The following is a 16,448-nucleotide window of genomic DNA, read 5'->3' as shown; positions in this document are numbered from 1 at the left end:
GGCACTGAATTTGACTAAAGCAATTGCAGAACTCATAGATGAACGGCCTCGCCACGCGCAGCTTCAATGAGCTGATCGATCCTCGCCGACTACGCCAGCAACTGTTCTCTGGCCGCCCCATTCCCGATCTGCCTAACGAGCGATTGGATGCACATGTTTGCGAGGTCAAGAATAAGGATGGCGCGGCGCAAATCCTCCCTTGTGTGAATTTGCAAACCTTCAACGCTCGACAGCAGTGCGGCGAGGTTGGTCAAAACATCAAATGGTCTCTGGCGCGAGAAGTCAGGTCGGGTTGCCCGCTGGTGCGGCCCATGAGAATTTAGGGGCGTAGACATCCGCAATCACCGCACTGCTTCGTTATGTCGGAAGCAAAAAAAGAAAATGAATGACACAAAAACTCGAAAGCCACACACAAACGCACCACTCGGACAGCCCAGCTTTGACTAGCTAGGCGGCCGTGACAAACCGGCCTGTGTCGATCCGCCGTTGCATGCTCGTACAAGTGGTGGAATGATCACGCCGTAATGGTTAATCGAGCGTTATATATTCGGCTGTGATTGGTGGCATGGTACCGAGAGTTCACTGAAACAATGTCGAAATTCGGCAGGCCCGAGAAGAAGGCTGGGGGCTGGTCCTTTCCGCCGGCCTAGCTCGATCCGTATTACTCCGGTGGTCAAAAATTGATGGACGTCAAACTCCGTTCTGAGGTCAATGCCATAATGGCGATCCTACCGCGGTTGCCAACGCCAATTACGTGATGAACAGCGACGTTCTGCCAACGCTTGCCCCAAAAGTATTTCGCTTCAGCGACATTGATCAATATCGGACTGCCGTGCGAAATCTGGCCGTGGAGTTCACCCCGCTCGTGCGGAGAATCTCGGCTGCGCAAACCATCCTGCATCTGCCGGGTTGCGATATCAATTTCGCACAGTCCTTCCCACGGATTGCCGAAGGCCAACTTGCCCCAAATTGCACCGCCGTCGGATTTTTGATGGACGAGGGTTCACCCATTCGCTTCAACGGGGTCGAAAAAGATCGGTCGGCTATCGTGATCGGACGCAATGGTGCTACATACACTACGGTCGAACGGACCGAGCTACAATTCACGTCGGTTATCTTCACGCAGGAAATGCAAGATCGTGGGTGGCCCCAAGCAGGTCCGAATTGGAAGGTGTTTGAAACGAGCGCATCTGCGCATTATCGCCTCCGCGAACTGGTGAGGCACATCTTATCAAGCTCTTTGGGATTCGATGCCTCCGAAGTGGGCGAGGTTTCCTCGGCGATGCGGGAGTCCCTGGTTGCCGCCATCGATGCCGCATTCGCCAACGTTATTGATGCGAGGTGGACCTCTCGTGCGAACTCCATCGGGCAGTTCAAACTTTTCCGGGACATCCAGGCAGTATTGTCCGAGAGCATCGGGCGTCCAGTCTACAGCGGAGAACTTGCGCGAAATGTCGGCGTCTCGGTACGAACCCTGCACGATGCGGTTCAGCGACACCAGGGAATGAGCCTCCATCAATATCTACGCTTGAGACGGCTATGGCTCGTGCGCCAGCGACTGCTGGCAGGGATGGGTAGCGTCAAAGCGTGCGCACTCGCCTGCGGTTTTTGGCACCTGGGCGATTTCGCCAGGAGCTATCGTTTGCAATTTGGCGAGTCGCCTTCAGAAACTCTGACCAAACTTCAGCGGTAGAGGTCTGCCGCACCGAACTCCTCGATCTCGATAGTGCAGGTCGATTCCAGTACGACGTTCTAGAACTCCTCCTTCGCCACCTCGATGAAGAGGTCGACCTGTGGCCCTTCACCATGTCCTCCCTCCTCGCCGATGTCGGCATTGAGCTTGGTGTATTTGGCTGCTTCGCGTTCTGGCCGCCGTGGTCTTTGGCTCTCGACGGCTCATGTAGATCCGATCGTGGATCTCTCTGCCCCTCAAAAATTCACTCCCCTTCCCTTCTTAATTCGAGCGGCGGAAACCCACCTACCTGGGGAGCAACTGACACAGCCCTACGCGCCAGTAGCGGTAGGCACTGGCGGTCCAGTCAGCGACGTCCGACCCCAGGCGCAGCATGTTGCGGGATATACTCGCAACGACGGCACTTACGTGCGCCCCATGCGCGCGCACGCCGCTGAGAGGCAAGCCCCCGAACGGCGATTCGGCCGGGCCCGAGCACGCGAACAGATGATCGCGCTCGGGGAGATTGGTCCGGTCCTCGCCGGCTGCTCGTCTACTGCGGCGCCCACAAATGCTCGCACTCCGTCCTGATCGACGCCAACCGTTGGCCGGACAGCCTTTGACTATCCGATTCGGAATCGCTGTTTTAGGTCTGCGGACACCGCGGCGCCGACCTCAGGCCGCTATTTGCACAGGCGCACGTGGGCACGGGCGCATAACGCAGAAACCCGCCGGATTGAGGTCGGCGGGTTTCGTACTCTCGCGGGGGCTTGGGCGGGTTTCCGCGATTGGGCCATGCGTAGCAACCTGAGACTAACGATCTATTAAGTTTGCATCGGCCGGCACCCCCCAGCCCGACACGATAAAGTCAGCAACCGGACGCATCCCCGCCTTTAGGAACGGGCACTGACCGCCCACGTTGATATAAGCGCCACGGCCCGTCGCATGGCGCACTGGAATGACGGCCCCAGCGCTTCCCCCAGGCTGGGGCCGTTTCTCTTTCAGATGCCGGCGAGCCGACGGAATTGATTTTTATCCGACTCTCAGATTTTCGGCGGACGTTTTGCCACGGTTGCTCATTTCTTCGTAGCTCACTTTGGCACCCTCATTGAGGCTGCTCAGGCCGGCTCTCTCTACGGCCGAGATGTGCACAAAAACATCCTTGCCGCCGTTGTCGGGTTGAATAAATCCATAGCCCTTAGTCGCGTTGAACCACTTAACTGTACCTGTCGCCACGTCCGCACTCCGTTTTTGAATCAATGGCGACAGTCTAAGGGCGCCAGACGGTTCACGGCAAGGAAAACCCGCCGGCGTGAACCAGCGGGCTTTGGTCCCCGTCGCCTCAACGATTTTGGCGGCTCGATGCTGTCCGGCAAGGTCGCTGTTGGGAGACATTGCCTAGCCAATCCAGCGCCTGCTGCGACGTGTCGAAGCTTTCATCCTGGTCCGCCGCGGCATCGTCTCTGCCTTTAGAGGCAGAAACCATTCTGATTCTAGTATCCGGCCCCCCTACGGGGACAATCTGAACTGCCAAGATTGAATCAACGCTACCGATGATCATGCCGTCCCCAGTGCATTTGCCCATCGACGTGATGCCGATGCGCATTAGGCTGAGCCTATTCCGGCGTGCTTGCCCGTTGAGCGCCCCCTGAAAACAGTCTTGATTTATGTGGATACCAGCAAGCAGGTTGGCAATGTCAATCATCTCAAAGCGTTCTCAAACCAGGACCCTGCAATGAGTAGTTGGCAGAGAACGACTTTCGAATTCGATGTCATAGACGAGTTGAAGCCGCCGGGAGACTGACGTGAGGCTTTTCGCGACTAGCTAAAAGCAGTATGCTACCTGCATTGCACTTTGTTTGTTGTGTTGAGGGCCGATTATGTTGGACGATGAATTTAAGAAACAGCGCGCCCAAATTGTGCGCGATCTTGCGGAGAAAGCCGACCCATTCATCAAAGAGTGTCTTCTTGATCTCGCAGCGAGATATGAAGACAACGGCCGACTCTCTAATGTCACTAAGACACCAAACGACCTGCAGTTCGGAAGCCATAACAACGGCGGTTCGGAACGTTAAGGCAGGCCAGGCATCCGCCGGCTTCTAAGGCGAAGGGAAAATGGGCGCAGCCGACAAACTTCACGAATTCGCAGAAATGTTAGCGGCGGCGTCTAGAGGTCGTTCGCAAGCCGCTTCAACCGTGGCCGACCCCTCACAAACCAATACAATTGCCCCAGAGAATACTACCGTCGACGGCGGCCCGGTAAACGACTTGACGACAGCAAATCAACCACTCTCACCACTTGCCGATCTTGATTTGGACACGGCAATCCGCCTCCGCTGGGCGCTGCGCGATATCAAAGCCAAGCGAACGAAATTAACGCCAGTCAATCCAGACGATCTGAAGACCTTGATATTGAAGTCGACCTGGTCGAGATGCGCGACGACGTGCCCGTGCTTACCAACGAAGGTCATCGAGCGATTGATTAAAAAGCGGTTCTTTCTCGCCTAGCTTCCGGCCTGGCCACAGCCGACTGAATTGCAGTTCTCGCGCCCTCCTGCCCTTGCAAGCGCACGCCATGCGGTTGAAACTGGTCCCGCGGCGACGAGCTTGCGCAGGCGATCTCTGGCCTGTTCCCTCGCGACAGCGCTCATAGTCGCAGCGCGCATTGCAGCCAAGCTCCGGTGGGTCAAAGCCTTCAGCCGGTACACCATATCCTGCAGGCGGACCCATCGCCGTCGATCACCTCGATTGGACCGCTAGGAGTTCGAAAACCGAGGTAGTGATCTTGCGCGGCGAACTCGCCAATCCGTCGCGACGAGGGCGAGCCCGGGGCCAGATGCGCGGGAGATCGCGCTTGAAGAGCCGCCACCTTTACCGAGCATGCCAGAAATCGCCGGATTGGCACTTACCCCTTCCCGCGAAAGGAATGAGGACAGCAGATGAACTGGCCACGATGATCCTCGATGACCTAAGCAAGATTGAAGGTTGCCCCAAGCGCGGGTTTAACGTGACGGTCTACGGCTCTAACCCGTGGAATTCATGGCTGTCGTTTGGCACCGCAGCTGGCCCGGTTCGCAACAGGACGGAACTCCAGACTTTCTGCCAGATCATTACGGATCGACTTAAGCGGCTCTACAACGTTTCGGGCTCAGGTTGAGCGTCTTCCTCGATGAGCTTTACCCGTGTTGTGACTGGCGCCGAGCTGTTGGCCTGATGCGCACTGTGTTCCAGAATTAACCTCCAGTGCGGACATCAAAGTTAACTGGCAAGCCTAACCGGTGTGTTTCATTGCCTCCGAACTAAACAAGTCTAGCGTGGTCGCAGTCGCGCAGATTGGACCAACGTGAACCCCACATAGACCAGCGTACTGCACGATTAGGCGTCGCTTCGTGTGCCCTTGAAGCGGCCCCGCCCAATTGTCTCCAGACAGAGCCGATCAATTGAGGCCGCCCTCTTCCATGCAAGGCTAAAACCACCGCGATCAACTCGACGCCTGCCCCTATGTGCGCTCAAACCTCGCAGGCATTCCACCCTACCAAGACGAGTCGCCAGCGCGGAAGACGCTCACATAGCATCGCCCGTTTCACTTACTGCGTCAGCCGGCACAACCAAAACGTGAGATTGGAGCGTTTTCATCGAGAAGGTCTCCTCGACTTCGAGACGCATGGTACTGTGGCATTCGCACGCCGCCGCAAGCCGCGATCGCTCAATCTCGATGTGGTCTCGTCGATCAGATCTGATCGCAGGCTCGCATCGCGCGCTTTGGTCAAGGCCGATCCCGCGGCTTGGTCGAAACCCCGTCGGTTGAGCAGCCCGGTCAATTGGTCGGTACCGGAAATTCGCATCAACTCGGCGCGCGTCGGCGCCAGCTCTCGCATCATCAGAACGGACCGATAGCTCAGGCCTGCCGTCAGTAGCCCGAAATGATTATGCTGATCATGATTGACGACTTGATCACGAAGCCGGCGCGCACGAACGCGTCGGGTGAACTCTCGCTCCGATCCATCGTGGGCAAGTTTGAGCTACCGTGAACCAGCGACGTGCAACGAGTTGGACTCAGCTCGTTGTTAGGCATGCCGCTATTTGCCCTGGCTACGCAATACCGGATGCTGCCGTGGTCCGGGAGATCAGCCGAAGCAAAGCCCCGCGTCAATCAAAGATGCGGCCGCGATTGAGGATGGCCTTTGGGTCCAGCGCAATCTTCAGCCGGCGCATCGTCTCGATCTCGGCCTTACTGCGGCAGAGTTGCAGCCACGGCTTCTTGTCGAAGCCGATGCCGTGCTCGGCCGAGATCGAACCGCCATGGTGGGCAACCAGCCGATAGATCTTGTCGGCGGCTTCCTCACCCTTCGGCGTCCGGATCACATAATGAAGATTGCCGTCACCCAGATGGCCGAAAACGATGAACTCGGTGGAAGTGTCAATGGCCCCGAGCGCTGTCTGGCCGGCTTCAAGAAATGCAGCCATCCGATGCATCGGGACGCTGATGTCGCATCCGGTGACATGATCACGGCTGCGAACATAGTCGGCACAGGAATCGCGCATGGTCCAGAGCGCGTGAAATTCGCGCGGCGACTGCGAGACGACGGCGTCGAGCGCAACACCATCCTCCAGCGCCTGCATCAAGCAGGAGGCGAACGTCTCCATGCTGGCGTCCTCCCTCGACGCCTGAACCTCGGTCAGGACGTAGACAGGCGCCGTCGCATCAAGCGGCCGCGCCATGCCGAGAAACGCGATGACACCCTCGAAGGCTTCGCGAAACATCAGTTCGAAGGCCGACACCGACGACCCCAGCACCTCCCGAAGCCGCTTGAGGAGTTCCAGCGCCCCCTCAAGCGACGGCACGGCGAGAAAGGCATTGGCCTCGACAAGCGGTTTGGGGTGCAGGCGCAGTCGTGCGCGCGTGACTACGCCGAGCGTACCCTCGCTTCCGACGAAAAGCTGGTTCAAGTCGTATCCGGTGTTGTCCTTGTCTAGGCCGCGCAGCGAAGACAGTATCGTGCCGTCGGCCAGCACAGTCTCCAGGCCCACCACCTGGGCGCGGAACATGCCATAGCGCAGCACGCGAATGCCGCCGGCATTCGTCGCGACGTTGCCGCCGATCGTCGCGGTGCCTCTGGATCCGATGTCGACGCCAAACAGATAGCCGGCCTGCTCCGCCGCTTCCTGCACGGCCTGCAGAGGCGCGCCGGCGGATGCCGTGATCGTGGCGCTGTCGCCGTGCACCTCGTCGACTTCAGTCATTCGTTCGAATGACAGCACCGCCTCGCCCTCTACAACACGATGGCCGCCCGAGAGCCCAGTGCGCCCGCCATGCACGGCAAGCGGCTGCGTAAAATCATTGCACGCGGCAAGGCAGGCGGAAACCTCGATGGTCGACCCCGGCCGCATGACGAAGAGCGGCGGCGCAGAGAACTTGCCTCTCCGGTCCTCCCGATAGCGCGCGTCGATCGCGTCGCCGACCAGCAGGGCGTTGCGCGGTAGCGCGCTTGATAGCCGTTCAAGTAGCACCGGATCGGCGCCAATCGAAGCCGGGTTGGCGCTGGCTGAAAATGGGTTCATCGTACTGCGAGCCAAAAGATAACTCGGTCATGAATCATCTCGTACCTCGCATGAGCTTTCCGCCGGCCCGCCTCAGCGCCTGTGGCTCGGCCGCAGCGCTGAGATCTCGATAGCCGAGCGCCGCGCTGATGGTCCGGGCCGCCTCCATTACGTGGACGGAATATTCCTTGATTTGATTGCGCTTGATGCGCGAGTCGGGGCCGGACATGCCGATTGCCCCGACGAGTTCTCCAGATCGGCCGAGGATCGCGCAGGCGCAGGCCGCGATGCCCTCGCGCCATTCGCCGTGCAACACCGAGGAAAAGCCCTGCGCCCTCGCCAGTTCGATGTCCTTGCGGAGGTCTTTGATGTTGGTGCGCGTTGTATCCGTGTAGCGCCTGAAGTGCGGGCGGAACTTTTCGAGGTATTCATCGGGCATGTGCGCCAGCATGGCCTTCCCGGTCGCCATGGTAAAAGCCGGTGCGCGCATGCCCACGCTCGTATGGGCGCGGATATGGTGAGCGCTTTCAATCTTGTCGACGTAGACGACGTCGGTGCCTTCCAGAACAGAAAGATGGATGGTCTCGCCGGTTATCTGGGCGAGCTTCTCCATTGCCGGGTGCGCTGCCTTGATGAGGTCCATGCGGTGAATGACGTGGCTACCGAGCGCCCAGATCTTAGTCGTGAGTTCATAAGTGCTGTGCTGCGGAATCTGCCGCACGTAGCCCTGGGACTGCAACGTTGCCAGCAGGCGGTGGACGTTGCTTTTGGTGAACTTCAATTCGGTCGCAAGATCGGTAATGCCGCGAGGCTGCTCGCTCAATGCAAGCGTCTCCAGCAGACGAAGTCCCTTGATAAACGCCTTATCCATTCAATGAAACCGAATCTGTTCACTCGCTCTAGCATGGTCCGAAGTGAAGCCATAGCCAACAGGTGACCGCGGTCTTCCGCACGCGGTCACCCGACTTGACGACCCATTCCTACTGGGCAAGCAGAGCGTTCAGCTTCTCCTGGCCATACTCCTCGTTGGTCGATTTGCCCGACGGCGACGCCGCGCCCCAGTAGTCCGGGCTCCACTCGATCGCTTTTGAAACGTTCGCAGGATTGTTGGCCCAGTAGCGACTGATCTTCCGGTCCGCCGCCTCGAAGACGACAGGAGACGGCAGCGCAACCGGAAACGACGAAGTCAGTTGCGCAGCGCGTTGGGGGTCGAGACGCCAGGAGAGCAGCTTCAGCGCATTGTCGTAGTGCGGCGCGCCCTTCGGAATCGAAAAGAAATCGTAATAGATAAAGCCCTGGTTCCACTCCAACTCGACCGGCGCGCCCTCGAGAGCCAGCTTGCTCATGGAGCCGGTATAAGCCATGCACATATCGGCTTCGCCGTCGAGCATCAGTTGCGGTGGCTGAGCGGAAGTCGTCCACCACTTCGCGATGGAAGGCTTGATTTCCTTGACCTTCTTCAGGGCGCGCTCCATGTCCAGCGGGTAGAGCTTGCTCTTCTCCACTCCGTCCGCCATCAACGCGGCCTCGAAGACAAACCGCGGCCAGGCAGGCAGGCAGCGTCGGCCAGGAAACTTCTTCACGTCCCAGAAATCGGCCCAGCTCTTCGGAACATTATCTCCCTTGTACTTCTCCTTGTTGTAGACGAGACCGACCCCGATCACCTGGAGCGCGACGCCCCTTGGTCGCTTGAGGTTGTCGGGCATGGCCGCAAGCGTCTTCTGAGCTGGCTCCGACAACTTCGAATAGTCGATCTTTTCAAGACAGCAATCGCCGAGCAGCTTGGTTTCCTGGTCGAAGATGAAGGTGAGATCCCACTGGGCTTTGCCGGCTTCAGCCTGCACCTTGATGCGTGGGCCGCTGCGAGCCTCCTGAACGGTAACGACCTTGATTCCAGTGTCCTTCTCAAAAGTGTCATACATTACCTTACGCAGCGCCTCGCCGTAGCCGCCGCCGGGATCCTGCATGATCACGACGTTGGCCTGTGCGGCCGCAAGGCCCGTACTCGCCAGGACCAGCACGGCCGAGGTTAAGGGCGATGCCAATCGTCCAAGGTACGTCATTCCCCGCATGTTCCTTCTCCTCCCGTTGGCTTGTTTCACGCCGCCTCACGCGACCTTGCCAACACAGGTCGCGCAAGAACGATGCCTCCCACCACCAGCAGTACCTCGAGCGTCGAGACCACGGCCAGCACCGGATTGAGCCGATAGTTGACGTCCGCCCATAACATGAGCGGGAGAGTCTTCAGCTGTGCGCTCGACAGGAAGAGCGACAGCACGAGTTCATCGAACGAGTGCAGGAAAGCAAAGAACGTCGCCGCCGCGAGCCCCGGTGCGATCGCCGGAAGGATGACCTTGCGAAACACCGTCAGCGACGACGCGCCATGAACGGCCGCGGCCTGTTCCAGCTTCGGATCGACAGCCTGAAGCGCGGCGGACAGGATGACCACGACGATCGGCAGCCCGCCGATCGCATGGGCCGCCGCCAGACCGAATATCGTGCCGACAAGATCGAAACGCAGGAAGAGAGTGTAGAGCGAAAGTCCAAGCACGACCGGTGGGACAATGACCGGGCTCACGAGCAGGAGCATGATCGCAGATTTGCCGCGAATGCTGCTCCTAACGATGCCCATGGCCGCCGACGTGCCGAGCGTGACAGCGATGCAGGCCGACATCGCGGCAACAATCAGCGAGTTCGAGAACGCCAGCATCCAATTGGAATCAGAGAAGAACTTCTCGTACCAGCGAACTGAAAAGCCCGGCGGCGGAAAGGTCAGGTAGCTCGCGCTGCTGAACGAGATGATCATCACGACGACGATCGGCAGAATGAGGACGGCGACTACCAGGCCGCCCATCCCGCGCACCGTCCAGACGCCGCAACTGGCAGGCAAGCGCCCCAGCAGCCTCAACAACGGCCAACCGATCACATCGGCGAGCAAGGTGCCGACCGTGCGCCGGTCGGGCCCTGCCCCGCTTGCGGTCGCTGCGGCCCTTGCCGGAGCCGCCTCCGACAGCTTGCCGCCGCCCCAAATGAACTCGAAACCGAGGAAATGGCCGGCCACAGCGACAACCGCCAGGGTGATCGCGAGGAGAACCACTCCGAGCGCCTGGAGAAAGCCTTCCGAGGTGACCGAATCGGCCTGCTGCGTGATGTGCATGGCAAACATCTGGTCGCCCGGCCCCCCGAGCAGCGTCGGCGTGATGAAGAAGCCGAGCGCGGTGACGAAGACCAGGAGGAAGCCCGCGCCGATGCCCGGCAAGGTCAGCGGAAGCAGAACTCGCCAGAACACCGCGATCGGGCCGGCACCGCTTGCGAGCGCAGCGCGTGTGAGATTTTGGTCGAGCCGCGCTACGTTGGAATAGATGCTGAGCACCATGAGCGGCAGGAGCACCGCCGTCATGCACAAGAGCACGGTGCCGCGGGTGAAGAGCAACTGCGCCGGTTCGCTGAAGATGCCGACCGAGATCAACAGCTTGTTGACCGGGCCGTTGCGGCCAAGCAGGACCATCCAGGCATAGGTGCGGATCAGGATCGCGATGAAATAGGGCAGCACGATCGCGGTGGCAATCAGCACCTGGATGATGCCGCGGCTGCGATGAATGAGGAGTGCTGTAGGATAGCCGAACAGCAGGCAGAGAAATGCAACGGTGACCGAGATCTGCATCGTGCGCACGAGCGAATCCCAGTAAAGCGGAATGGCGAAGACCCGCTCGAAATAGACCGACCACGTCGGCCCGCTCAGGCTGATCCGGATCAGATCGATCAGCGGCAGCAGGTAGGCGAATGCGAGGAAGGCCGCAGCCGGCAGTAGCAGGAGCGTCGAGCCCTTCAGTCGCCAAAGGCCCGAGACCACGAAGCGGCCCGGTTGTACGCCGATCGATGCCGCGGTCATGCCAACACCCAGCAGTCTTCGGCGCCCCAACTGACATGGAGGCGGTCGCCGACGGCCGGCAGCGGCCGGTCCGCGGTGTCGGTGCAGCGGATCAGCAACGTTTCGCCGCCCTCCATGCGCGCTTCGATGCGCAGGATCTCGCCGAGGAAGATTGCCGACGTGACAGTGACCAGCGCCGAGTTGGCGGTCGCCTCGTTCGAGACCGCGATGCGCTCCGGGCGCACCAGCACGGTTGCACGGCCGACATCGATCGCGTCGCGGCTCTCGGCGTTGAACACGTATCCGGCGCGGTTCTTCAGCGTCATCGTCGACCCGCGCTTTTGCACGATTTCCGCCTCGACCAAATTGCTCTCGCCGACGAAAGAGGCGACGAAGCGGTTGATGGGGTGGCGGTAGATCTCCAAGGGACGGCCAACCTGGACGATCTTACCGGCGTCCAGCACCGCGATTCGGTCACTCATCGTCAGCGCCTCGCCCTGGTCGTGCGTGACGAAGAGAATCGTGCTGCCGATCGTCTGATGAAGATCGCGGATCTCGATCTGAATCGACTCGCGCAATCGACGGTCGAGCGCGCTCAGCGGCTCGTCCATCAAGACCACCTTGGGCCTCATGACGATGGCGCGCGCAATCGCCACCCGCTGCTGCTGCCCGCCGGACATCTGCGACGGCGACTTCCTCGCATGTTCGGAGAGCCGCATGATCTCCAGCGTCTCCGCAACGCGGCGGTCGATGGTCGCCCGGTCGACTCCCGCCATGTGCAGCGGGAACGCGACGTTCTGCGTCACCGTCATGTTCGGAAAGAGAGCATAGCTTTGGAACACCATCCCGAAGCCGCGCTTGTGCGTCGGAACATGGTGGATCGGCTTGCCATCGACGAGAATTTCGCCGCCGTCGAGCTTCTGGAATCCCGCCAGCAGATTGAGCAGCGTCGTCTTGCCGCTACCCGAAGGCCCGAGCAGCGTAATGAACTCGCCGGGCTCGATGTCGAGACTGATGCGATCGACCGCGAGGAAGTGTCCGTAATTCTTCACGACGTCGCGGATGGCGATGCTCGACCCGATCGCGCTTCGCTCCCGATAGCGACCGCCATGCGATGCAAAGGCGCTCGCCTCGCCGGAACGCTCAGCGCGCAACGCCAGAGGCTCACCCATTCGCTCCTCCCCGTGTTCTATATTGTAGAACGCCATTCTGAATTATTGTTGGCCCGACACTCAGGCTTGTCAAGAGAGGAAGAAAAATCCGCTCGCCTGGCCGCGGGTCATCGCGATTTTTCGCGCAAGACGCGCGAGCTCCCCGCCCATACGTGTCGCCGGCACAAACGCGTTGACAGCCTCGTGGCGGTACGGCTACTTTTGATTTAGAACTGTGTTCTATAATATAGAACGCATCGAAGGAGGAAAATGGTGCTGAGCGATCTTCGCGCAATGGCGAAGCACATCGAGCCGGGCATGCGCCTGGCGCTGCCGGTCGACTATGCCGGCGTATCCATGGCCATGACCCGCCCGATCATGGAGCGCGGCACCAACAATCTCGATCTCGTCTGTGTCCCGACCGGCGGACTTCAGGTCGATCAACTCGTTGGAGCAGGTCTGGTCCGATCGGTGGAAACGAGCGCAGTCTCGCTTGGCGAGACTGGTGGCGCCCCCCGCTTCAACGCTGCCGTCAAGGACGGGGCGATCAAATTAAAGGACGCGACATGCCCCGCCATCCATGCCGGGTTGATGGCGGGGCAGAAAGGCAGTCCGTTTCTGCCGCTCCGCGGACTGATTGGCAGTGACCTGCTCCGCCACCGCGACGATTGGCGTGTCATCAACAATCCCCTCGCAGACGGCGGCGATCCGATCGTCCTCATTCCAGCCATCAGGCCGGATGTCACGATTTTCCACGCCCCGATGGCAGATCGCTTCGGCAATGTCTGGATCGGACGGCGCCGCGAACTCGCCGCCATGGCTTATGCGTCGGCCACGGTTCTCGTCACCGTGGAGCGTATCGTCGACGACAGCCTGCTCGCGAATGAGATGAGCGCCGCCGGCGTTCTGCCATCTCTCTACGTCACCGAAGTCGGCCTCGCCCCAAAAGGCGCGTGGCCCTACGGCCTTTGGGGCGAGTATCCGGCCGATACGGCGGAGATCGTGCGCTACGCGAAGGCGGCGCGGACGGCCGAGGGCTTCTCCGACTATATGGCTCACGCCCGGATGGAGCCCGCGTGATGACCGAGGTCCACCCGCGAGAGGTATTGATCTGCACCATTGCGCGGCTGCTCGATGGCGTGAGGCATGTCGCTGTCGGTGCCTCCTCCCCCATTCCTGCCGCCGGCGCCATGCTGCTCCGGGCGCTGCAGCAAGCAGCGGGCGATGCTGGCCCGCGCATTTCGATTCTGGGATCTGTGGAGCACAACTTCTTCACCAATGGCTCGGCCGAGCTATTCGACTGCGCGGGTCAAGGCCGTATCGACGCCTTTTTCCTCGGCGGAGGACAGATCGACGGCCGCGGCAACGTCAACCTGGTGGGGACCGGCGACTATCCGCAGTCGCAAGTGAGATGGCCCGGCTCGTTCGGATCGGCCTATCTTTATTACGTCGTGCCGCGGGTCATCCTGTTCCGCGAGGAGCACACCCCCCGCGCCCTTGTCGAGAACGTGGACTTCATCAGCGCGCCGGGCGTCAGCGATGACGGCGTGTTCCGAAGCGGCGGCCCGATTGCGCTGCTGACCAGCAAGGCGCTGTTCCGCTTCGACAAGACCCGTCCCGGCTTCGAGCTCCAGAGCATTCACCCCGGACACGACCTCGCCGCAATCAAGGACGCCACCGGCTTTCAATTCACCCATGACAGCCAACCGGAACAGACCGCGCTGCCCGACCGACACACTTTGGATCTGCTGCGCGGTCGCGTCTTCGACGAAGTGGCCGAGACCTATCCCGAGTTCGCCGCACAGATGCGGCGCGAGCTGCGCGAGATCGAGCGGCGCCTGTCACATGTGTCCTGATTTGCAGCAACACGGGCGAGCCCATGGAGACGGCGCGTGAGTGAGCTCAGGCGGATACCGCACTGCAGCCATTGGGGCGCCTACACCATTCTCGTGCAGGATGAACAGATCGTGGGCGTCGAGCCATTCGAACACGACCCGGCCCCCTCCCCGATCATCCATTCCATTTCGGAATGGGCCAACCCCGAACGCCGCGTATTGCGGCCGATGGTTCGTTCGGGTTGGCTGGACAAGCGCGAACACAGCGACCGGCGCAAGCGAGGCCAGGAGAAATTCGTGGCCGTTAGCTGGGATGAGGCGGCGACGCTGGTTGCCGACGAGATCCGTCGCGTCTCAGGCACTTATGGCAACGCATCGATCTTCGCGGGCTCCTATGGCTGGACGAATTCGGGCCGCCTGCACCATGCCTCGTCGCTGCTGAAGCGCATGCTCAACCTTGTCGGCGGCTTCACCAGGCATGTCGACACCTATTCCATCGCCGCCGGTCCCGTGATCTTGCGCCATACGCTGGGAAGCTCCGACGCGTGTGACGGGCGCGCCAACACACTCGACACCATCGCCGAACGCACCGAGACGCTGGTGGTCTTCGGGGCGCTGTCACCGCGGACCGCACAGAGCGAGGCCGGAGGTATCGGCATCCATCGGCTCGAAACATATCTTCGGAAGATCGTCGCGCGCGGCGTCAAGATCATTCACGTCTCGCCCCTGAAGGACGATCTGCCGGACTGGGTCGACGCCGAATGGTGGCCGATCCGCCCGAATACGGACACGGCGCTGATGCTGGGGCTGGCCGGCGAGGTCGTGAAAGCGGACAGGCACGACAGGAGCTTCCTCGATCGCTGCACGAGTGGTGCGGATCGGCTGCTGCATTATCTTGAAGGCGCGTCGGATGGCACGCGCAAGGATGCGGCTTGGGCCGCCGGTATCTGCGGGCTCGACGTCAACGGCATCGGCCAGCTCGCCAAGCGCCTGGTCGACACCCGCAGCATGCTGACCGTGAGCTGGAGCCTCCAGCGCGCGCATCATGGCGAGCAGCCGTTCTGGGCAGCACTCGGCCTCGCATCGGTCATCGGTCAGATCGGATTGCCGGGCGGCGGCGTCGGCTACGGTTATGCGTCCCTCGGCGGCGTCGGCGCACCTTTCAATCTCCTTAAGTCGCCCGGCATCTCGCAGCTCACGCGGCCGATCGACAGCTTCATCCCGGTGGCGCGCATCAGCGACATGTTGCTCAATCCCGGCACGGAGTTCACCTACGAGGGCGAGATCCGGGCCTATCCGGATATCAAGCTTGTCTATTGGGCCGGCGGCAATCCCTACCATCATCATCAGGATCTCAATCGCCTGTCTGAAGCCTGGACGCGGCCCGAGACCATCATCGTTCAGGATCCCATGTTCACGGCGACGGCGCAGCGCGCCGATATCGTGCTGCCGGCGACCACATCGATCGAACGTAACGATATGGCCGGCAACAAGCGCTCCGACCTCATCCTCGCGATGAAACAAGCCATCAAGCCCGTGGGAGACTCGCGACCCGACTTTGACATCTTCAATCTGATCGCCGGAAAGCTCGGCGTCGCCGACCGTTTCAATGAAGGCCGCGATGAAATGGACTGGCTTCGCTACCTTTACGAGCTGAGCCGAGAGGATGCTGCGCAGCGGCTTGGCTTCGAAATGCCGGATTTCGACACGTTCTGGCAGACCGGCTACGCGCGCTGCCCGGTGCAGGCCGGCCACACATTCCTGGCTGATTTCCGCGAGGCACCGGAGAAATTCGCGCTCAAGACCGAAAGCGGGAAGATCGTGCTCGGCAGCGAAACGCTCGCCAGGCTCAACTACGGCGACTGTCGTGCACATCCGGCCTGGATCGAGCCGGCGGAATGGCTGGGCAACTGCAGTGATCCAGCCGAACTGCACCTGATCTCGCACCAGCCGGCCGGACGCCTGCACAGTCAGCTCGAGACAGGCGCCTCGAGCGTGGCCCTGAAGCGCAATGGTCGCGAGCAGGCGCGGCTTCATTCTGATGACGCGGCGGCGCTTGGGATCACCGACGGCCAGACCATCCGCATCTGGAATACCCGGGGAACCTGTCTGGCCACGGCCCAGGTTACCGATACCGTGCGTTCGGGCGTGATCGTGCTACCCACCGGCGCCTGGTTCACCCCGCGGGATGACGAAGGTCTCGAGGCCGCCGGCAATCCGAACGTGCTGACGCTCGACGTCGGCACCTCGCAATTTGGCCAGGGTTGCTCCGCGCAGACGTGCCTGGTGAGGGCCGAACCACATATCGCAGATCAACGCGACGCCTTCGACGAATATCAAGAAAAGCTGGTTGCACTCGCGGCCGCCTGAGGGAGATC

At 60.8% G+C, this 16,448-nt stretch carries 14 protein-coding genes; 8 read left to right on the top strand and 6 right to left on the bottom strand.

Translation table 11 applies throughout. The annotated features are described in order from the left end of the window. The first annotated feature begins 38 nt into the window (after positions 1-38). Positions 39-323, top strand: coding sequence for a hypothetical protein (locus tag V1273_RS07605; protein WP_334366990.1), 285 nt, complete (start codon positions 39-41; stop codon positions 321-323). A gap of 434 nt (positions 324-757) precedes the next feature. Continuing rightward, on the top strand, positions 758-1,693 hold the full coding sequence (locus V1273_RS07600) for a helix-turn-helix domain-containing protein (RefSeq protein ID WP_334366989.1): 936 nt from the start codon (positions 758-760) through the stop codon (positions 1,691-1,693). Between the two features lie 1,011 nt (positions 1,694-2,704). On the opposite strand, the gene V1273_RS07595 is transcribed toward V1273_RS07600, so the two are convergent. Beyond that, the gene (locus V1273_RS07595) at positions 2,705-2,908 is read right to left on the bottom strand and encodes a cold-shock protein (protein WP_334369170.1); all 204 of its coding nucleotides are present in this window, start codon (positions 2,906-2,908) and stop codon (positions 2,705-2,707) included. 644 nt (positions 2,909-3,552) lie between these two features. Here V1273_RS07595 and V1273_RS07590 point away from each other — a divergent pair. The 3 genes from V1273_RS07590 (at position 3,553) to V1273_RS07580 (ending at position 4,829) form a co-directional block, all read left to right on the top strand. Then, complete coding sequence (locus V1273_RS07590; protein ID WP_334366988.1) at positions 3,553-3,747, top strand: hypothetical protein; 195 nt, start codon at positions 3,553-3,555, stop codon at positions 3,745-3,747. 40 nt (positions 3,748-3,787) lie between these two features. Further along, entirely contained in the window at positions 3,788-4,180 is a 393-nt protein-coding gene (locus V1273_RS07585; RefSeq protein ID WP_334409185.1) for a hypothetical protein, read from the top strand. 346 nt (positions 4,181-4,526) lie between these two features. Further along, positions 4,527-4,829: a hypothetical protein gene (locus V1273_RS07580; protein ID WP_334409184.1), complete on the top strand. Its 303-nt coding sequence runs from the start codon at positions 4,527-4,529 to the stop codon at positions 4,827-4,829. Positions 4,830-5,821: 992 nt separating this feature from the next. Here the strand turns inward: V1273_RS07580 and V1273_RS07575 are convergent. From V1273_RS07575 to V1273_RS07555, 5 genes are all read right to left on the bottom strand, one after another. Beyond that, the gene (locus V1273_RS07575; protein WP_334366986.1) at positions 5,822-7,234 is read right to left on the bottom strand and encodes an FAD-binding oxidoreductase; all 1,413 of its coding nucleotides are present in this window, start codon (positions 7,232-7,234) and stop codon (positions 5,822-5,824) included. 34 nt (positions 7,235-7,268) lie between these two features. Then, complete coding sequence (locus V1273_RS07570) at positions 7,269-8,084, bottom strand: IclR family transcriptional regulator (RefSeq protein ID WP_334366985.1); 816 nt, start codon at positions 8,082-8,084, stop codon at positions 7,269-7,271. Positions 8,085-8,193: 109 nt separating this feature from the next. Then, positions 8,194-9,285: an extracellular solute-binding protein gene (locus V1273_RS07565; RefSeq protein ID WP_334366984.1), complete on the bottom strand. Its 1,092-nt coding sequence runs from the start codon at positions 9,283-9,285 to the stop codon at positions 8,194-8,196. Between the two features lie 26 nt (positions 9,286-9,311). Then, complete coding sequence (locus V1273_RS07560; RefSeq protein ID WP_334366983.1) at positions 9,312-11,105, bottom strand: ABC transporter permease subunit; 1,794 nt, start codon at positions 11,103-11,105, stop codon at positions 9,312-9,314. After that, positions 11,102-12,256 carry an ABC transporter ATP-binding protein gene (locus V1273_RS07555; RefSeq protein ID WP_334366982.1) on the bottom strand — a complete coding sequence of 385 codons (1,155 nt, stop codon included), beginning with the start codon at positions 12,254-12,256 and terminating at the stop codon, positions 11,102-11,104. The genes V1273_RS07560 and V1273_RS07555 overlap by 4 nt, the downstream gene beginning before the upstream one ends. 249 nt (positions 12,257-12,505) lie before the next feature. On the opposite strand from V1273_RS07555, the gene V1273_RS07550 reads away from it, so the two are divergent. The 3 genes from V1273_RS07550 to V1273_RS07540 are packed head-to-tail and all read left to right on the top strand — an operon-like array spanning position 12,506 to position 16,440. Further along, positions 12,506-13,315, top strand: a complete 810-nt coding sequence (locus V1273_RS07550) for a CoA transferase subunit A (RefSeq protein WP_334366981.1) — start codon at positions 12,506-12,508, stop codon at positions 13,313-13,315. After that, the gene (locus tag V1273_RS07545; protein WP_334366980.1) at positions 13,315-14,091 is read left to right on the top strand and encodes a CoA transferase; all 777 of its coding nucleotides are present in this window, start codon (positions 13,315-13,317) and stop codon (positions 14,089-14,091) included. The genes V1273_RS07550 and V1273_RS07545 overlap by 1 nt, the downstream gene beginning before the upstream one ends. Before the next feature lie 36 nt (positions 14,092-14,127). After that, the gene (locus V1273_RS07540; RefSeq protein ID WP_334366979.1) at positions 14,128-16,440 is read left to right on the top strand and encodes a molybdopterin-dependent oxidoreductase; all 2,313 of its coding nucleotides are present in this window, start codon (positions 14,128-14,130) and stop codon (positions 16,438-16,440) included. The last annotated feature ends 8 nt before the right edge of the window (positions 16,441-16,448 follow it).

This window comes from Bradyrhizobium sp. AZCC 1721 (genome assembly GCF_036924715.1).
GTDB lineage: Bacteria > Pseudomonadota > Alphaproteobacteria > Rhizobiales > Xanthobacteraceae > Bradyrhizobium.
Note: the sequence above shows the minus strand (reverse complement) of the source record. Positions and strands in the feature narration are given on the sequence as shown.